This window comes from Hyphomonas oceanitis SCH89, from assembly GCF_000685295.1.
Taxonomy (GTDB): domain Bacteria; phylum Pseudomonadota; class Alphaproteobacteria; order Caulobacterales; family Hyphomonadaceae; genus Hyphomonas; species Hyphomonas oceanitis.
The window spans coordinates 1-18,244 of sequence record NZ_ARYL01000007.1; the positions used below are offsets into that span (position 1 = coordinate 1).

Genomic DNA, 18,244 nt, shown 5'->3' on the forward strand with positions numbered 1-18,244 from the left:
TGCAATGACGGGGCGGACCATACATTTTTATGAGGGGCTGACAAGCGTTGCACCACTCAAGACAAATCAGAATTTTATCCTTCCGGGTTGCCTGAATGCTTCTGAGTATTGGATTTCTTGCGACCTTTCGGATGGCCTTGCATCTCACGTCTGGAGGGACCTTGGCGTAATTCTTGGACCTGAAGACCGGTCTCAAAAAATTGAATGTAAGCGTCCATTTGTGAGGCCCACCCCAGTATGCTTGAGATTGGCCAACCTCTTGCGCGAGCCACTACTGCCTCGCCCTCAGTTCGCTCTATTTCCGGAGATTCAAAGTACAGATCACCTCCTTCAGTCACACCAAGGAGCGTTCCGTGAGCCAACGCATTTCTTAAGTCTATGATATCACTGAAAGGTTGTTCAAATACCTTGGTAAAAATTTCCGATACGTCAGGATCGTGCATCTTTGCCAGCATCCGGGCTACGGCAATTTTTCGACTTATCTGCATTCGACCCAAGAGCACTGCGGTCTTGCTTTCCGAAACAGTAATCAATTGCGAAATTGCCAGAGTTAGGATGTCATCGATTTCTGCGACCGCGCGTACGATCTTGCCGATCGCTAAATATAAATCGTCAGTCATCTCATATGACTGCAAAGTGGCTGGTTCCGCATTATAACTTCTAGGCATAATCCCATTTCACCACAGATGAAGAATTGAACCAAACTCAAGGTGCCTCAAATAGAAACCTGAAGCCCTACAAATGGTTGGAAAAAGGGCGCGAGCCAAAGCCCGCGCCCGCTCAGAAAGAAGTGCAAGTTTCGCTACTTGTCTCCGAGTCCAAAACCCGGAAGTGGCAGGCGCTCGACTACTGAGCCCCCTTTGTCCTTGCGTGCCTTATCGACAGGAACGAACTGCCCAGTTCCGGCATCGCGCCCTGCAAGGCGAGATTTACGTGGTGGAGTTTTGGCCATGGTTAGGCCCTTTCACTTTAAAGCGAGGGGCCGTTGACTGCGGAGCGCATTTACGATTCAAAAGAATCGCGTGATTGATAGCGCAGATCGGCACGGCCCCTCAGGTTTTGCCGATTGCTGATTCGGGTTCACCACAAACCCGAATCAGCACAATCACGACGAATACTGAGGATATTCGCTTTCAGAGTCGAGTCCTCAAGCCTGTCTCTTTTTGACACCTATGAACGCCTGCGGGTCTAGGCAGCACATAGCGGCGCATTCATGACAATCTCGCGATTTATGGTGCCATCAAGATGGCCCGCCCGCCCCCTGTTGCCATCCCTCGCGAGCGGGTTACCTTTGGCTGCATATCGCAGCAGATAAAAGGGAAACCCGTCATGCGGATTTTGGGCGCGCTTACGCTGATTGCAGCCTTGTTCGGCGCGGGGCAGGCGGGGGCTGAGGATTGGCAGGCGCGGGCGGAGAAGCATTCGGTGGAGCTGGCCGATTTCAGCTTCGGCGCGGGCGAGACGCTGCCGTCGGTCACCATGAGCTATTATACGCTGGGCACGCCGCAGCGGGACGCGGACGGGCATATCACCAATGCCGTGATGCTGCTGCACGGGACGGGTGGCAGCGGGCTGTCGCTGCTGCGGCCCTCGTTCGGGGATGAATTGTTCGGGCCGGGCCAGCCGCTGGACCTTGCGCGCTATTACGTGATCTCGCCCGACAATCTGGGCCATGGCGACAGTTCCAAGCCGAGCGACGGGCTGCGCGCGGCGTTCCCGCGCTATGACTATGACGACATGGTTGAGGCCGAGTACCGGATGCTGACCGAGGGCATGGATGTGCAGGGGCTGGAGATGATTGTCGGCACGTCGATGGGCTGCATGCAGGGCTTTGTGTGGGGCGAGGAGCACCCCGGCTTTGCACGGCGGCTGGTGCCGCTGGCCTGCAATGTGATCGAGATTGCCGGGCGCAACCGCATGTTCCGCCAGATGATCATTGATGGCTTCGAGCAGGACCCGGCCTATGCGGGCGGGAACTATGCCGAGGCGGGCGACCTGAAGCGGGGCGTAGCCATCTGGGCCAATGCGCTGATCCTTGCCGGATCGAACCCCTACCGGATGCAGGCCGAGGCGCCGACGCGGGAGGCGGCGGTGGACCAGCTGCACGCCGCGCTGGAGCGGTTTACGGCCCACCCGGCAGACCCGAACGATACGATCTACCAGTTCGACGCGTCGCGGAATTACAATCCGGCGCCGCGCCTTTCCGAGATCACTGTGCCGGTGCTGTGGATCAATTCGGCGGATGATTTCATCAACCCGCCGGGCCTTGGCGACCCGGAAGCGAAGGCGGCGGAGATGCCCAATGCGCGCTTCGTGCTGGTGCCGGCGAGCGAGGAGACACGCGGCCACGGCACGCATACCTGGCCGATGTTCTGGAAGGATGAGCTGGAGACATTCCTGGCCGATAATCCGTAAGGGTGATCAGGCGGGGCGGTCGGGGGGCTATCGCTGCGCAGGGAGTGGCCGCATAAAGGACGGGAGCGACCGGAATAGGGGGGAGGCGAAGCGAAATGGCAGGCGTGTTCGACTCTTTCCTTACGCTCAATGATTTCCAGTTGCATGACGCGAAGGTCGAGCCGCGCGCGTTGCGGCTGACGTCCCCGCGCGGGCAGACGGTGCTTGAGCCCAAGGTGATGGCCGTGCTGTTGGCGCTGGCCGAGCGGCCGGGCGGGCTGTGGCGGCGCGATGAACTGTTCGAGCGAGTCTGGCCGGGCAGCCCAAGCGGCGAGGAAGTGCTGACGCGTGCTGTGTCGCTGCTGCGCAAGGCCCTGCTGGCTGTCTGCGAAAAGGACGTCGCTGTGGTGACTGTTCCAACGCTGGGCTACCGCCTTGAAGGGCGTGTCGTGCCCGACGGGCCTGCACCCGGAAAGGATGCGCCAGCGGCGGCGCCGTCGGTTGCGGTCCTGGCCTTTGCCGATCTGAGCGATACGGGCGACCAGGCCTATTTCGCCGACGGGGTCGGCGAGGAAATCATCAATGCGCTGGTGCATGTCGAGGGCCTGAAAGTGGCCGGGCGAACGTCCTCGTTCGCTTTCAGGGAACAGACGCGGGACATACGCGCCATCGGGGCGGCGCTGAATGTCGAATTCGTGCTTGAAGGCTCTGTGCGCAAACACGGCACGCGGGTTCGGGTAACGACGCAGCTGATACGTTCAGCAGACGGGTTTCATCAATGGTCGGAAACCTTTGACGCGCAGCTGACGGATATTTTCGATCTTCAGGACCGGATTGCCCAAGTCGTGGCGCGCGAGTTCAACATGCTGCTGCATCCGTCTGATCAGGGCCGTCTGGCGCCGCGCCTGACAATCAGTTTCGAGGCTTATGACCTGCTGTTGCGGGCCCGGGCGAGCTATCGCCTCAATCAGGATGAAGCGACATTCGCTCGCGCCGAAGCGATGCTGAGAGAGGCGGTCGAGATTGACCCTGACTTCGTGGGGGCCTGGATCGAGATTGCCACCCTGAACAATTTTGCCTCGGCCTATCACCGGGACCGAACGCTGAAATCCATGTTTGAAGCCTCCAGGGCGGCGGTTGAGCGGGCGATGGACATTGCCCCCTCCGCGCCCGAAACAATCATCTGGTCAGCAAATATCCGCTATTTCGAGGGCGAAGCGCTGACGGCGTTCCGGATGGCCAAGACGGCCCTGCAGCTTGCGCCGCAGAATTCCGGCATCATGTTCAGCGTCGGCCATTATGCCGCCTGCTTCGGCTATCATGAAGAGGCGGCACGGCTGCTCGAGGGCGCGCTTGAGCTTGATCCTCTGGACGCGTTCGCGTGGCATACGCTGGCGCTGGTGCGCCAGAACATGCGGCAATACGAGGTGGCGGAACGCCATGCCCGGCATGCCATCAAGCTGGGTGATCGACTGGCGCGGGAAGTGCTTGCCTGGAACGCCTTTGCGCAAGGTGACCGCGACGAGGCCGAGCGCCAGCACCTGACGCTGTTCGACGAGATCGGCGCGCAAATGGAGGGCGGTACGCAGGGCCGTCCGATCTGGGAAATGTTCGCCCGCGCCGTTTTTCATGACAGCCGGCCTGATGGCGACATGATGCGGCAGGTGCTGTCGATGCAGATGGGCGCAAAGGATTATGAGCCCTCGGCCTCGACTTTCACCGCGGTTGCCAATCTCGGCATGGTGGAGGAACTGATGGCCCAGTGGGGCGATGCCTATGCCATCAAGAGCGTCGCGTCTGTTGCCATGTGGGGGGATTACAGCTGGGCGCGCGCGTTCCGCAGCCATACAGGCTTTCCGGCCTTTGCAGAATCGCGCGGGCTGGCAGCGGTGTGGCGCGAGTTCGGCTGGCCGGCGGGCTGCGCACCATTGCCTGGCACTGACGGAACCGACGGGCGGTTTACATGCGGTCAGCCGGTCGGCGAGCCGTAGGCCGGCAGCAAAGAGGCAGGACCGATATCGGTTTGCGGCGCACCCATGAGATAAAGATATGAATTGTGTGTGTGCTGATTTTTGGCCTGATCGACAAAGCCAATGGTTGGCGGAAGCTGGACTGATCCAAGGCGCACGAGCGTTTCGGCCTGTTGCCACGCGCCGGCGGCCCGGGCCTGGTCAGCCCAGAGCCGTGTCCCATCGCGGATAAGAGCGCCTTCGATCGTGTCGGGCAGCGCCTCGGGGACCTTGTCGGGGATCAACTGGTCTATCCGGCCATACCAATAGGGAATGGTATCGAGCGGATTGATGATCTGGAATGACGCGCCGGTTGCTGCGATCCAGGCGGCAAAGGCAGGGTCACCTGGCGAGGGCGGCGCTGACGCATAGGCGATTATGCTGGTCCCGCCGGAATTGGACCATGTCGGCGCCTGCTGCAGGGCCCAGGCATAGAGAATCTGAACGAGGGCCGCGCCCTGGCTGTGCCCGGTGACGAACAGGTTGAAGCCGTGTGCCGCGCTGGCTGCAGCGCTCAGAAAGGCTGGCAGGGTGAGGCCGGAAATATCGTCGGCAACGCCCAGCATTCCGTTGACCGCTTCGAGGAAGTCGGACGACACGGCCGTCTCGGCTCCTTGGGTGTAGGGGCAGGGCGACTGGCTCTTGGGAACATCCTCCCAGAAACTGTCGACCGTATAGATCGTGCCGCGCAGGACGACAGACAGAAAACCGGTAGCCTTTTGGCGCGCCACGTAGAGCATGTTCTGGTCGACGGTGCCGACCACCGGCCCCCAGACAAGCGACCATTCGCCCCGCGTGGCATAGGCTGTCTTGGCAAGCTCGGCCTCGATGGCGGGTTTCACCACGCTCATCTTTTGTCCGACAGCGGCATTCGCAATCGCTGCGAGGGTCAACTGGGTCTGTGCCGTTTCCAGATTATAGACGGCCATGGCCTGCCTCCGCTGCGTTCTGTGACGGGATCATCGGCGTCGCCCGTCCGGATGGCAAGTCAAACCTGATCAGCGGACGGATACATCCTGCTCGAAACAGGCTCCCTCAGAAATTCCTCAGATCGAAATCGGGCGTCCATCGGGATCACGCGGCCCATGCCGTGATGAATGATGAGGCAGCCGGAGCGCTGCATCAGAGACATGCAGATCCCGAAGGAGAAACCCAATGTCCACCACGTTCAAAGCAATCCTCGCCGCAGCTGCGCTTGGCTTCGTCACGGCTGGCGCCGCCAGCGCCGACCCAAGTTTCGAAGCCGCATTCACCTACAATCCGGACCTCTCTCCGGAAGCGACCTACACTTCTTTTGAGCGCCAGGCCCGCAAGGCCTGCCGGGTGGGCAAGCGCAGTGTGGTCGACCTGGGTGTAAAGGCGAAATATGAGCGCGCCTGCCAGGCTGAACTCCTGTCCAATGCGGTGGCCGCCACGAAGAATCCGCGCCTGATAAGCCTGCACAGCGTCCGCACCGACCCGCAGGCCGGGAGCGTCATGGCAAGCCTGAAATAGGCGTCAGGCCTATATGCCTGCCCTCATATTAGAGGTGGGGCGTCCGCATGGACGCCCTCGTTTCTGCTTGTTCTGTTGTGAAGACACAGGCACGCGCCTAGTTTAAGCTGCCTGTGGCTGCGGCGACGACCGCGCAGGAGATGCTGCATGATCAACGCCGCCATTATCACGTCCACGCTTGAGACGGTTTCGGAGCGGTGCGCGGATCCGAAAGGGCGGATTTTTGCGCGGCTCTATGCGCTGGACGCGAGATTCGAGCCGCTGTTCGTGATGGATACGGATGGGGGCGTGCGCGGCAGCATGCTGGAGACGAGCCTCAATTGCATGATCGGTGTGGCCGAGGGGCAGAGCGAGACGCCGCGCCTGCTGATCGAGGCGGCGCGGATGATCCATGACGGGTACGGATTGACGCCCGCCGAGGTGGACCTGATGTTCGTGGCAATGCGCGACGTTTTCCGCGAGATCATGGCGGATGACTGGACGGGGCAAGTGGATGCGGAATGGACCGCGCTGCTGGCTGAGCTGGCGGCGATTGGCGCGGAGGCCTGAGGGCCTAGCCGGTGCGCGCGGCGGCGTCGGAATGGAAGCGGGCGACCCATTCGCGGTTGAGCGCATCGGCCTGACGGAGTGTGGGGGACTCGAGGCTCTGGCCGGGCGGCAGGGTTATGCCGAGGGCGGCGAGGAGATCGGCCGCTGTGCCCGCCGGATCTTCGTCGAGCGTTTCGTAGATGACACGGAGCGGTGTGATGCCAGCCTTGGCGAACCAGGCGTCCCACGCGGCATTGTGGGCATCAATGGTGCGGACGAAATCCTTCAGCTTGCCGAAATGATAGCGCGGCGTGGCACGCAGCGGCACGGGTTCGCCGCGCCGGTAATGCCAGAGCTGCGTCTGTTCGGCGCGCATCCAGGAGACGGCCTGGGCCACGACATCCTCGCGCTGGAGATGGATGAAACGGACCGGGCCGAAGCTGCGGTCGAGCAAGGCGGCGGTATGGTCGGCGTATTCGGGATAGACCTCGGCGAGATTCGCCGTGAGTTCGTCCATCGTGCCCCACATGATGCGGGCGGCGAAGACGCGATTGGCAGTGCGCCCTGCACGGTTGGCCGCTTCGAGATAGGCGGCGAAGGGCACTTGCGCGTCAGGAGACGGCGTGACGCCCCATTCATGTGCCATGCGGCCCATGTCTTGCCTGCGGAACCAGGATTGCGGATGGCCGGCGACGCCCGTGGACTCGAGCAGGCTGCACAGGAGCGTGCTGCCTGTACGGGGCGTGGCGCAGAGGATCCAGGAAGGCGGGGATGCGGACGGAGTCGGGGAGGGCGTATCCGTCATACCTCGCTACCCCTTGAGGGCGGCTTCAATATCGGCGACGAGTTCGGCGTCGGCGGGCTTGGTGGCGGAGGGGTAGGCCTTGATCGGCGTGCCGGAGGCATTGGTCAGCACTTTGTGGAAGTTCCACTTGGGCTGAGCCGCGTCACCGAGCGTTTCGACCGCGTGGACATAGAAGGGGTGTTCCTCGGCGCCGGTGACCTTGTATTTCCTGGTCAGCGGGAAGGTGACGCCGTAATTGATCTGGCAGAAGGTTTTCACCTCGGCTTCGGTGCCGGGCTCCTGGCCGCCGAAATCGTTCGAGGGCACGCCGACGATGACGAGGCCCTTGTCCTTGTAGGCCTCATAAAGCTCTTCGAGACCGGCATATTGGGGTGTGTAGCCACACTTCGAGGCCGTGTTGACGACGAGGACGGCCTTGGCGCCGAGGGTGGCGAGGTCGAGCGGCTTGCCGTCGATGGAGGTGAATTCGGTGGCGGTCATGGCGGGCTCCATCTGGTGGGTGGAATGGTCTTGTGCGGCCATGGGCTCGGCCGAGGCGGCTGAGACGAGCAGGGCGGCAAGGGCGAGCGGTAGGGCAGGGCGCAGGACGGACATGGGCGGCTCCTTGAATCTGTTCGCATACAAGTAGACGGACTGGGGGCGGCGTCACCCCCGCGAGCGAACATTTTTTCGTGTGAGGGCGGAAATGGCGCCGATCAGGTCAGATCAGTTCGAGGCCGACTTCGGAATTGTGCTGCCAGATGACACGCGCCGGGCCGGAGACACCCACGGCGGCCGCTTTGACGATGAGGCGCGGCGGCAGGACTTCGTTCGTGGGGAAGCGGAGGCGCACGCCGGTCTTGCTGTAGTCCAGCACGATGCAGCGGAGCGAATAGCCCGATTCGAAGACGACTGAGGCTTCCCGGTAGGCCGTGCCGCGCAAGGGGCGCGGGGTGGCGTGCTGGGTCGACACCGCCTGCGCAATCCGGCTGCTGGGGGCAGCGGCTGCGGATTTCTTTTGACCGAATTTGCGGGTCATCAGGGCCATGGCGTATACTCACTCGTCTATTTCTGGGTCAAACGGACCCGTAGGTCTGTTTCATCAGCAATTATCGCGCCAAGCTCTTAACAGAGCGCAAAGAAAGCGGCGCCCTAGGGCACCGCTTTCTGTAGTTTGGACTGCAGGAGACGAAGGTTACCAGATGTGGATGCGCTGTTCAGGCGGCAAATAGAGCGCGTCACCTGGCTGAACATCAAACGCATCGTACCATGCGTCGAAATTGCGGACGATACCGTTGACCCGGTATTCCGGCGGGGAGTGCGGATCGGTCAGCATCTGGCGGCGCAGGGCCTCTTCGCGGTTCTTGGAACGCCAGACCTGGGCATAGGCCATGAAGAAGCGCTGGTCGCCGGTGAGACCGTCGATCACCTTGTCTTCCTTGCCATTCAGGCTGAGATGATAGGCCTTGTAGGCCATTGAGAGGCCGCCAAGGTCGCCGATGTTCTCGCCGAGCGTCAGGGCACCGTTGACGCAGGTCTCGCCGTCATCATAAGGGCAGAACGCATTGTACTGGGCGACGAGGGCCTGGGTCTTGGCCTTGAAATTGGCTTCGTCCTCGGCCGTCCACCAGTCGCGCAGCAGGCCGGTACCGTCCGACTTGGCACCCTGGTCGTCAAAGCCGTGACCCATTTCGTGGCCGATCACGGCGCCGATGGCACCATAGTTTACGGCCGGGTCAGCGGCGAGATTAAAGAAAGGCGGCTGCAGGATGGCGGCCGGAAAGACGATCTCGTTGCGGTTCGGCGAATAATAGGCGTTCACCGTCTGGGGCAGCATGCCCCATTCCGTCTTGTCGATCGGCTTGCCGAGATCGGAGATCATGTCGTGGTACTGCCATGCTCCGACGGCCATGTGGTTGGCGAAAGCGTCGTCGCTGACGACAAGGCTGTCATAGGTCTCGAATTTTTCCGGATAGCCGATCTTGGGCGTGAACTGGGTCAGCTTGGTTTCGGCCTCGGCCTTTGTCTCGGCGCCCATCCAGTCGATGCCTTCGAGATTCTGGGAGAGGGCAGCGCGCAGGTTGGAGACGAGCTTGTCCATCGCGGCCTTGTTCTCGGCCGGGAAGTAGCGCTCGGCATAGACCTTGCCGACGGCTTCACCGACAGAGTTCTCGACCGTATCGACGGCGCGCTTCCAGCGCTCGCGCTGTTCTTCGAGACCGTTCAGCGTCTTGCCGTAGAAATCGAACACGGTGTTGTCGATATCGGCTGGCAGGACATCCGATGTGTCGATCAGGAGGTGGGCGGCGAGATAGGCCTTCCACTGATCAAGCGGCGCATCTTCCATGACCTTGAACAGGCCGGCAATGCCGCCGCCGGAAACCTTGGCAAGCTCGTCGCCCTCAAGGCCGTTGTCCTTGATCTCTTCGGCTGTCGGCGTGACCTGGCGGACGACGAACTCTGTCTGGTCGCCAAGGCCGAGCCCATCAATCATCGTGGCGGCGGGGAACTTGCCGGCCAGCTTGATGAGGTCTTCTTTCGACATCTTGTTGTAGGTGAGGTTGCGGTTGCGGCCCGCAGCGCGGTCCCAATGGGCTTTTGCCAGCTCGGTTTCGAGCGCGATCACCTTGTCGGCGGCCGCATCCGGATCGTCATAGCCTGCGCGCGCCAGAAGGGTGGAGAGCATGGTCTTGTAGGCGGTGAGCAGTTCCTTGTTGCGATCATTATCGACGAGGTAATAGTCGCGGTCGCCCATGCCGAGACCGGCCTGCGTGACATAGAAGATGTACTGGTCGGTCTGTTTGGAATCGACATCGACCCAGCCTGCGACCGGTGTGGTGAAGCCATTGGCGGCAAAGGTCCTGGCCAGGTCTTCACGGGTTGTGATGGCCTTGATGCGTTCGAGGTAGGGCTCTGCGGTGACGAGGCCTTTTGCTTCGATGGCGTCGGTGTCCATGTAGGCGTTATAGATGGTCGCGACCTTGCCTTCGAGCGTCGACGGGTCCGGCTGCGCAGCGGCGAGTTCCTCAATGATCTTGCGCACGCGCTGTTCGGATTTCTCGCCGAGCAGGGTGAAGGAGCCGTAGCGCGTCTTGTCGGCGGGGATGACGAAACTGTCGAGCCACTTGCCGTTGACGTAGGCGAAGAAGTCATTGCCCGGCTTCACGTCGGATTTCACATTGTCGAGATTGACGCCCCATTTGCCCCACGTGTCGGGCACGGTCAGCTCAAGGCCTTCGGCGGTTTCATACTTGCCGTCGGCATTGGCGACGGGGGCAGGCGTTTCGGCGGCGACGGGGTCGGCGGGCGCGGTGTCCTTGGCCTGGCCACAGGCGGTAAGGAGCGCGATCGCGGCGGCGCCCAGCATCAGATGTTTCATGAAGGTCTCTCCAGATTGATCGGATGCGTCCACAGCCCGTGCCAAAAAAAAGCGGGAGGGGAGGGGCGCATCCGGGTTAAATCACGCCATTATTCGGCGGGGGCAAGGGGGCCGACTGCATCATCCCTGCTGGTGCCGATGAGTTCGTCTTCGTCGATGGTTACTTCGCCGGAATAGGTTTCGCCGATCTGGCGGAAGGGTTTGCCGCCCCATGTCCAGCGGAAGATGCGGCCGATTTCGACACCCACGGCATACATGGCGGGCACCATCAGCAGCGAGACAAAGAGGGCGAAGGCCACAGCGCAGGCGAGCGATACGATCATCGGCTTGAGGAATTGGGCCTGTGTCGAGCGCACCGCCAGCAGCGGCAGGATGCCGACAAAGGTGGTGACGGATGTGAGCAGGATCGGACGGAAGCGGGAGACGCCTGCGTCGACGAGCGACTGGATGGCGCCCGCGCCTTCGTCGCGCCGCCGGTTCACGTAATCAATCAGCACAAGGTTGTCGTTGATGACGACCCCCGCGGCCGCCGCAATGCCGAAGAAAGCGAACATGGCCATGGGCGTATTGAAGATCGCGAGGCCGAAAATGGCGCCGCAATAGGCAAAGGGCAGGGCCATCATCAGGAGGATGGGCTGGGAATAGGACCGGAAGGCCACCGCGAGCAGGATATACATGGCGCCGATGGCCATGACGACGAGACGACCAATCTCGCTGAAGAATTTCTGCTCTTCCTCGAAGCCGCCAGCCTCGCCGCGCTGGACTTCGGGGAAGCGTTGCTGGAATTCAGGCCAGAAATTCTTTTCCATGTCGGCCATGATGCGGCTGCGTTCGCCTTCGCCTTTGACCTCGGCATAGACGGCGACCGAGCGGGTGCGGTTGCGCCGCACGATGCGGTTGATGCCGGGGGCATATTCGAAATCGGCGACCTGGGTGACAGGGATCTCCCGGCCATCGGCTGTGCGCACCTTGAGATTGTTGAGGCTGTCGAGATCAGAGCGCGCGCTTATCGGCAGGCGGACCATGACACGCACGTCTTCCCCGTCACGCGGGAGGCGCTGGACCTCTTCGCCGAAATAGGCCTGGCGCAATTGCTGGGATACGCTGGCGAGGGTGACACCGAGTGTTTCGGCGCCGGGCTTCATCGTGATGCGGATCTCCTCGGCGGAGGAGGAGAGGTTGTCACCGATATCATAGGCGCTGGAATAGGTGGCGAGGTGGGCCTTCACGTCAGCAGACGCGGCGCGCAGGCGGGCAAGATCCGGATGGTTGAGGGCGAAACGCACCCCGCTGTCATCATCGTTGAAGGTAAATTCGAAACCGACTTCCTGGGCATCCTGGACCGGGCCGACAGCGTCACGCAAGCGCTATCGCGCGAGCGAAGGGTGACCGGACGGTTCTCGGGCGCGGCGAGGCCGACCCATGCTCGCACGAAAGCGCCGGAGGCGACGACGGAGGCCTGCGTGATCAGACCGCCTTCGATCTCGGGATATTCCTTGCCGGTTTCTTCGGTGAGGGTGTCAATGCCGACCTGGAGCTGGTCGCGCACCTGGAGCAGGCGCTCATACGGCGTGCCTTCCGGCATCTCGATATTGACCTGGATGAGGTCGGCTTCGATTTCCGGCATGAACTGGAAGGGCACGATGCCGGTCATCTGCATCTGGAAGGCGAGGCCAAAGAGACAGAAGAAGAAGGCGACGGTGGCATAGCGGAAGCGCAGGGCCAGTTCGAGCACCGGCTTGTAGAGATGGTTGGCAAACCAGAGCAGGCTGTCGGCGATGCGACGCTGGAGCTTGAGGAAGCCGCCGGCCGGGCCATCGAATTCCTGCTTCTTCATGTGCGACAGGTGGGCTGGCAGGATCAGCATGCACTCGATGATCGAGAAGATCAGGGCCGCGACCACGACGAAGGTGATCTGCTGTGTGAACATGCGCGTTGGGCCGGAGATGAAAGCCCAGGGCAGGAAAGCAATTATCGTGGTCAGGACGCCGAAGATGATCGGTTTGAGCACCAGCTGGGTGCCGACAATGGCTGCGTTGAGGCCCTCCTGCCGACCGCTCTCGACTTCCCTGTGTATGTTCTCACCGACCACGATCGCATCATCCACGATGACCCCGATTACGAGGAGCACCGCGAAGGTGGAGAGGATGTTCCACGAGACGCCAAAGTAGGGGAGGAGCATGATGCCGCCGGCAAAGGCGGTGAAGATGCCCATGGTCACCCAGAGCGCGACGACGGGGCGCAGGAAGAGGATGAGTACGAGCATGACCAGCACGGCGCCGGACAGGGCCGACTGGGTGATCAGGTCCATACGCGCCTTGAACTCGACCGAGTTGTCCCAGAGCGTGTCGATGCGCACGGCCTGGGGCAGGATGCCGTTGGAATGGTCGTTGGCTTCCTCGACGAACTTCTTGAAGCCGTCAGTGTATTTGACGATGTCCATCTTGTCGGGGGAGGGGATCATGACGAAGGCGGTCGGTTCATTATCGAACGTTGCCTTCAGCTTGTCGCTGACGAAGCCGTCGATGACGGTGGCAATGTCGGAGACATAGACCGTGCCCTCGGACGTTGTCTGGCGGACAATGATCTTGTTGAACTGGTCAGCCGTGTCGGCCAGCTGACGCGCAGTGATGTTGACGTCGCCGATAGAGGATTCGATGCGCCCGCCGGACGAGTTCAGCGAAGACTGACGGATGGCATTGGCGACATCGGAGAAGCTGAGGCCGAAGCGGCGGAGGGCCTGTTCGGAGACTTCGATACTGACCTGCTCATCCAGTGTGCCGTTGAGTTCGGCCAGTTCGCCGCCAGGCAGCTTGGCAAGTTCGTCGCGCACCTTGTCGGCAACGCGTTTCAGCGTGCGGCTGTCAACATTTCCGTGGATGGCAAAGCCCATGTACTGGTCGCGCTGTTCCCAGCGCTGGATCTGTGGCTGGAAGGCGGCCTGGGGCAGGTTGTTGATCTGGTTGACCCGGCGCTCGACGTCCTTGAGGAAGATGTCCATGTCGACATCGTCGCGGCCCTTGATGTTGACCACACCGGAGCCTTCGCTGGCAATCGAGGTGATACGGTCAAGGCCGTTGAGGTCGGCAACAGCCTCCTCGATACGGGTGACGATCTGGTCTTCGATGTCCTGCGGCGAGGCGCCGTTCCAGGCGACGATGACCGACGCGCCGGTAACGTTCACGACCGGGAACATTTCCTGTTCCATCCGGGTGTAACCAAAAATGCCGCCGACAAAGGCTACAATCATCAGGAGGTTCGCGGCAACCGCGTTGCGGGCGAACCAGGAGACAATACCGTTCATTGCGGAGTTCCCTCTGCTCCCTGCGTGGCCGTCGTGGCAGCCGCCGTTGCGGCTTTGCCATCTTCTTCAGGCTCGTAAACCTTGACCGTGCCGTCCTCGAGACGCTCCATCACGGTGATGCTCATGCCGTCAAACGCCGCCTGGACGGGGCTGACAATGGCCAGTTCGCCCGCGTTGACACCGGAGCGGATGTAGGCGCCATCGGTATCTGAAAAGACGAGGTCGACCGTGCGGATCGAAAGCTTGCCATGCTTGGCATCGCCGATGAAAAGCTGGTCTTCGCCGCGCAGGGCGCCGCGCGGGGCGATCAGCACGTCGGGAATTGTTGCGCCTTCGATCGTGGCATTGACGAAGAGGCCCGGCGCCATTGGCGCGTCACCGTCGGCGCCAGCGCCATAGGGATCCTTCAGCTCGGCGATCACGTTGATCTGGCGGGTCATCGAGTTGACGGCGGCGGCGGTGCGGACAACTTCGCCGATCCATGTGCGCGGCTTGCCGGCAACATTGGCGGTGAAGGTGACTTTCGGGCCGGGCTGATCTTTCGTGGCGGCAAAGGCGAGGGGTAGGCCAAGCCGGCCCATCTCGCCATCATCGAGCGGGAGGGACACTTCGACCACGTCATTGGCGAAGATGCGGCCGAGCGTCGAGCCGGCGGCGGCCACCTGGCCGATATCGACATTGCGCTCACGCACGCGGCCATCGAAGGGCGCGTAGACTGCGGTCCGGTCGAGGGCGAGTTCAGCATCCTTCAGCTGGGCCTTGGCCCCATCGAGGGCGGCGCGGGCCTGCGCCAGCTGCGGTTCGCGGCGGGCAAGCGGGGAAGCATTGTCGAGGCCGAGATCCTTGATGTCCTGCTGGGCAAGTTCGGCTTCCGCGATCTCGCGGGCGAGCGCCTGTTCAGCGCTGGCGACACCGGAGCGCGCACTGACGACGCCGAGTTCATAATCGGCCGCCTCGACGCGAACGAGGAGCTGGCCCTTCTTGATGAAGCCGCCATCGATGAAGTCCGGCGAGACATAGGCGACGCGGCCCGTGATCTGCGGCGAAACAACGATCTCGCGGCGCGGACGCACTTCGCCCTGGGCCTCGACGGTCAGGTGCAGATCACCGCGGCGCACGGGCTCGGCGAACACGTTCAGCCCGGCACGCGCCTCGTCGGCCTTTTCAGGCTCAGGCTTGATGGCGTGCAGGACGAAGCTGCCGCCGATGCCGACGACAAGAATGATGCCCAGGGGGGCGAGAATGGATACAAGGCGGCCCATGAAAGATTAGCTCCTGCCGCTTCTTGCGGCGTCCGTGTCAGAATTGCTTTTAGCAGATTGTGCAGAGGCGGTCCCGGTCGGGAGGCCGCCGCCAAGGGCGAGATGATAGGAAATGCGGTTGGTCGCACGGCTGGCGCGGGCCGTCACGAGCTGGCTTTCAGCTGTCAGGCGGCGCGTTTGCGCGTCGATCAGGTTGAAGATGGTGATCGTGCCGCTGGTGTACTGGCGCTCTGCAAGGTCCTCGGCGAGGCGGGCCTCTTCGAGGGCACGGGCCTGCGCGTCTTCCTGTTCCGCGAGATAAGTGTCGGCGGCGAGGGCGTTTTCGACCTCGCGCCAGGCGTCGAGGGCGGTGGACGCATAATTGGCGACGGCGGCTTCGGCCTGCGCAACGGCAGCGTCGCGCTGGGCATCGAGCTGGCCACCCGTGAAGAGCGGCTGGACCAGGCTGGCGATCAGATTGGCGGCGATGCGTTCAGGATCGAAGGCATCGGCGAAGTCAGTCGTATTTGTGCCGACCGATGCGGTGAGGCGCAGCGAGGGCAGCATGGCGAGGCGGGCCTGCTCTGCGCGCAGGCCAGCGCCGACGACGCGCGCTTCGGCGCCGGCAATGTCCGGACGGCGCGACAGGAGCAGGGCAGGGTTGCCTTCAGGCACGATCGAGCCGAGCGTCGGGATTTCAGCGGGCGCCTGCAATTCGGCATTTGGATAGCGACCGACAAGGGTTTCGAGGCGGCGGGCCGCTTCGCCGGTGAACTGGCGCTGGGCGGCCATGGAGGCTTCGGCCTGAGCGAGCGTGCTGCGCGCGGTGCGCACGTCCAGCGCGTCGGCAAGGCCGCGCTGGAAGCGGCGTTCGGTCAACGTGCGGACGCGGTCGCGTGCCTCAACGGTCTTGGCGGCGACGCGTTCCTGCGCGAGGGCAGCGTTCAGGTTGATCCACGCAATTGAGGTCTGCGCGGCGAGAGACAGTTCGGCGGCGTCATAGTCGGCCTGGCTGGCGGCAAGGTCTGCCTCGGCGGCGCCTATGCCGGAGCCGAGCCGGTTCCAGAGGTCGAGTTCCCAGCTGGCATCGAGGCCGACGCCATAGACGCCGTCAGTGTTCCGGTCGGTCGTGCCGCCAAACGTGGTCGAGGTGGAGTTGACGCCGGCGGAGACAGAGCCGCTGACGCTCGGGCGGCGCTGTGAGCGCGCAATGCGGGTGGCGGCTTCGGAAGCGCGCACGAGGGCAGCGCGGGATTCCAGTGTCGGGCTGTTGGTGAGGGCTTCATTGACGAGGCCAACCATCAATGGGTCGTTGAACTGGCTGAGCCAGTCACCCTGCGGTGCAACGCCTGCCACGCCGCGCGCAGCCCATTCGGACGGCGCGTCGACCGTTTCGGCAAAAAATTCCACAGGTTGCCCCGCCAGGCGACCAACTGACGCCGGAGAAGAGGTGCAGGCTGCAACAATTGCCGTGCTGATAAGAAGAATAGACCGTTTCATGCCGCTTGTGAGGCTCCCGACTCTTTGGGCTACCGGATAGTCCGGGCCTAGTCGACTGTCAACGATAAATTATCGAAATTCAATAATTGTTGCAGAGGTGTCATAAAGGCGTGTCGCTGCTATCATGCGCTGTCGGGGGCTTGGCATCTTTGCAGGGCCGCTGTAGCGGCAAGTGACGGCGGCGCGATGGGGACGGACACGGGGTCCAGGCCATTCAAACCCGCGCGGGAGACAGGGTGAGCAAGTCCGATCCATCTCTTGGCCAACCAGAGTCACGTGCGGGACTGAGCCGCCGGGCACGGGATTTTTTCATCCTGGGTTTCTGCTTTTGCGGCGTCCTGTTCCTGCTGGCTGCGACGGGGGAGCTGGACTTCATCGTCGCCTTTGCGGCGATGGCCGTGCTTGCCTCGATGGCCTTTGCCTATTTTGTCGGGTCGGCGGCCTTCCTGCCTGTTCGCGCAAGCTCGCGCACGCAGGCGCCGACGACTGTTACGCGCCGGCTGGATTCCGTTCAGTTGCTCCGCGCCCTGCCGCTGCCGGCTTTTGAAGTGGACGGCGAGAAGCGGATCGTGGCGTTCAATGAAGAGGCCGACCTGATCCTGCGGCTCGACGGGCGGATCAATCCGCGCGCGAGCACCGTGATCCGTTCGCCTGCGCTTCTGTCGGCGATTGACAGGATAGGCCGCGGGGAGGGCGACGAGTCCGTTTCGGTGGAAGTCGACAGCGGACCCGACGAGACATGGCGCGCCCATGTTTCGCGGCCCACGGGCGCCGAACAAACGCTGGTCGTGCTGGAAGACCTGACGCCGGTGCAGCGGGCGGCGCGCGCGCGATCCGACTTCCTCGCCAATGCGAGCCATGAATTGCGTACGCCCCTGACGGCCCTCTCGGGCTTTATCGAGACCATGCGCGGACCCGCCAAGGATGATACGGCCTCATGGCCGCGTTTCCTCGATATCATGGCCGGCGAGTCCGAGCGGATGAGCCGCCTGATTGCCGACCTTCTGTCGCTGTCGCGGATCGAGTTTTCCGAACATATCTCGCCCAGCGAGCAGGAGGATTTCACCCGGATCGTGATTGATGCGACCGAGGCGCTGCAACCCATTGCGAACGAACGGTCGATTACGCTGGAACTGATTGGCGAGGAGCGCGCACTGCCCGTGATCGCGCACCGCGACGAGATCATGCAGGTGGTGGAAAACCTGCTGACGAATGCGCTGAAATACACGCCGGCGGACGGCAAGGTGACCGTGTTCTATGGCAATACGCCGAGCATGGTCGAAGCGCGGTCCAAGGCCGGGCATGGCTGGCGCGAAGGCGAGCGAATGACGCTGCTGCAGGCGGCGGGGCGTCCGGGCAAGCCGGATGCGTCGGTGTGGCTGCGTGTCGAGGACCAGGGACCGGGCATTGAACGCGAACACCTGCCGCGCCTTGGCGAGCGCTTCTATCGCGCCGATCAGAGCCGGGGCGGCAAGATTACCGGCACAGGGCTAGGCCTTGCCATCGTAAAGCATATCATGGCGCACCATCGCGGCGGCCTCGCCGTGGAAACCCGCCTCGGAAAAGGCAGCGCCTTCGGTATCTGGCTGCCGGCTGCGCGGCTTTGATCTT

The 18,244-nt window shown here is 62.5% G+C and carries 15 protein-coding genes; 5 read left to right on the forward strand and 10 right to left on the reverse strand.

What is annotated here, in order from left to right; translation table 11 throughout:
• Positions 1-74: 74 nt before the first annotated feature.
• Positions 75-620: a hypothetical protein gene (locus HOC_RS06085; protein ID WP_156950399.1), complete on the reverse strand. Its 546-nt coding sequence runs from the start codon at positions 618-620 to the stop codon at positions 75-77.
• A gap of 709 nt (positions 621-1,329) precedes the next feature.
• Between HOC_RS06085 and HOC_RS06090 the strand changes: the two genes are divergently transcribed.
• Both HOC_RS06090 and HOC_RS06095 read left to right on the forward strand, forming a co-directional pair.
• Positions 1,330-2,415 (forward strand): alpha/beta fold hydrolase, encoded by a 1,086-nt coding sequence (locus HOC_RS06090; RefSeq protein ID WP_035536759.1) that lies wholly within the window; start codon positions 1,330-1,332, stop codon positions 2,413-2,415.
• Positions 2,416-2,510: 95 nt separating this feature from the next.
• Entirely contained in the window at positions 2,511-4,385 is a 1,875-nt protein-coding gene (locus HOC_RS06095; protein WP_035536761.1) for a winged helix-turn-helix domain-containing tetratricopeptide repeat protein, read from the forward strand.
• On the opposite strand, the gene HOC_RS06100 is transcribed toward HOC_RS06095, so the two are convergent.
• Positions 4,364-5,332, reverse strand: a complete 969-nt coding sequence (locus HOC_RS06100; RefSeq protein ID WP_035536763.1) for a lipase family protein — start codon at positions 5,330-5,332, stop codon at positions 4,364-4,366. The two genes, HOC_RS06095 and HOC_RS06100, sit on opposite strands and share 22 nt — an antisense overlap.
• Before the next feature lie 226 nt (positions 5,333-5,558).
• Here HOC_RS06100 and HOC_RS06105 point away from each other — a divergent pair, with 226 nt between their 5' ends.
• Together HOC_RS06105 and HOC_RS06110 are read left to right on the forward strand one after the other, a co-directional pair.
• Positions 5,559-5,897, forward strand: coding sequence for a hypothetical protein (locus HOC_RS06105; protein WP_035536765.1), 339 nt, complete (start codon positions 5,559-5,561; stop codon positions 5,895-5,897).
• Positions 5,898-6,044: 147 nt separating this feature from the next.
• Positions 6,045-6,446 carry a globin gene (locus tag HOC_RS06110; RefSeq protein ID WP_035536767.1) on the forward strand — a complete coding sequence of 134 codons (402 nt, stop codon included), beginning with the start codon at positions 6,045-6,047 and terminating at the stop codon, positions 6,444-6,446.
• 4 nt (positions 6,447-6,450) lie between these two features.
• Here HOC_RS06110 and HOC_RS06115 read toward each other — a convergent pair whose 3' ends face one another.
• From HOC_RS06115 to HOC_RS06145, 8 genes are all read right to left on the reverse strand, one after another.
• Complete coding sequence (locus HOC_RS06115) at positions 6,451-7,230, reverse strand: Stf0 family sulfotransferase (RefSeq protein WP_051624573.1); 780 nt, start codon at positions 7,228-7,230, stop codon at positions 6,451-6,453.
• A gap of 6 nt (positions 7,231-7,236) precedes the next feature.
• Positions 7,237-7,824: a glutathione peroxidase gene (locus tag HOC_RS06120; RefSeq protein WP_035536770.1), complete on the reverse strand. Its 588-nt coding sequence runs from the start codon at positions 7,822-7,824 to the stop codon at positions 7,237-7,239.
• A 106-nt stretch (positions 7,825-7,930) separates the two neighbouring features.
• Positions 7,931-8,257, reverse strand: coding sequence for a hypothetical protein (locus tag HOC_RS06125; RefSeq protein ID WP_035536773.1), 327 nt, complete (start codon positions 8,255-8,257; stop codon positions 7,931-7,933).
• A 147-nt stretch (positions 8,258-8,404) separates the two neighbouring features.
• A complete protein-coding gene (locus HOC_RS06130; RefSeq protein ID WP_035536775.1) occupies positions 8,405-10,588 on the reverse strand; it encodes a M13 family metallopeptidase in 2,184 nt (727 codons plus the stop codon).
• Positions 10,589-10,677: 89 nt separating this feature from the next.
• Positions 10,678-11,874 carry an efflux RND transporter permease subunit gene (locus HOC_RS22650; protein ID WP_241766920.1) on the reverse strand — a complete coding sequence of 399 codons (1,197 nt, stop codon included), beginning with the start codon at positions 11,872-11,874 and terminating at the stop codon, positions 10,678-10,680.
• Positions 11,814-13,892 carry an efflux RND transporter permease subunit gene (locus HOC_RS22655; protein ID WP_241766921.1) on the reverse strand — a complete coding sequence of 693 codons (2,079 nt, stop codon included), beginning with the start codon at positions 13,890-13,892 and terminating at the stop codon, positions 11,814-11,816. Before HOC_RS22655 ends, HOC_RS22650 begins: the two co-directional genes overlap by 61 nt.
• Complete coding sequence (locus HOC_RS06140) at positions 13,889-15,154, reverse strand: efflux RND transporter periplasmic adaptor subunit (protein ID WP_035536778.1); 1,266 nt, start codon at positions 15,152-15,154, stop codon at positions 13,889-13,891. Before HOC_RS06140 ends, HOC_RS22655 begins: the two co-directional genes overlap by 4 nt.
• 6 nt (positions 15,155-15,160) lie before the next feature.
• Complete coding sequence (locus HOC_RS06145) at positions 15,161-16,633, reverse strand: efflux transporter outer membrane subunit (protein ID WP_035536780.1); 1,473 nt, start codon at positions 16,631-16,633, stop codon at positions 15,161-15,163.
• Positions 16,634-16,869: 236 nt separating this feature from the next.
• Between HOC_RS06145 and HOC_RS06150 the strand changes: the two genes are divergently transcribed.
• Positions 16,870-18,240, forward strand: coding sequence for a sensor histidine kinase (locus tag HOC_RS06150; protein ID WP_084146161.1), 1,371 nt, complete (start codon positions 16,870-16,872; stop codon positions 18,238-18,240).
• Positions 18,241-18,244: the final 4 nt, after the last annotated feature.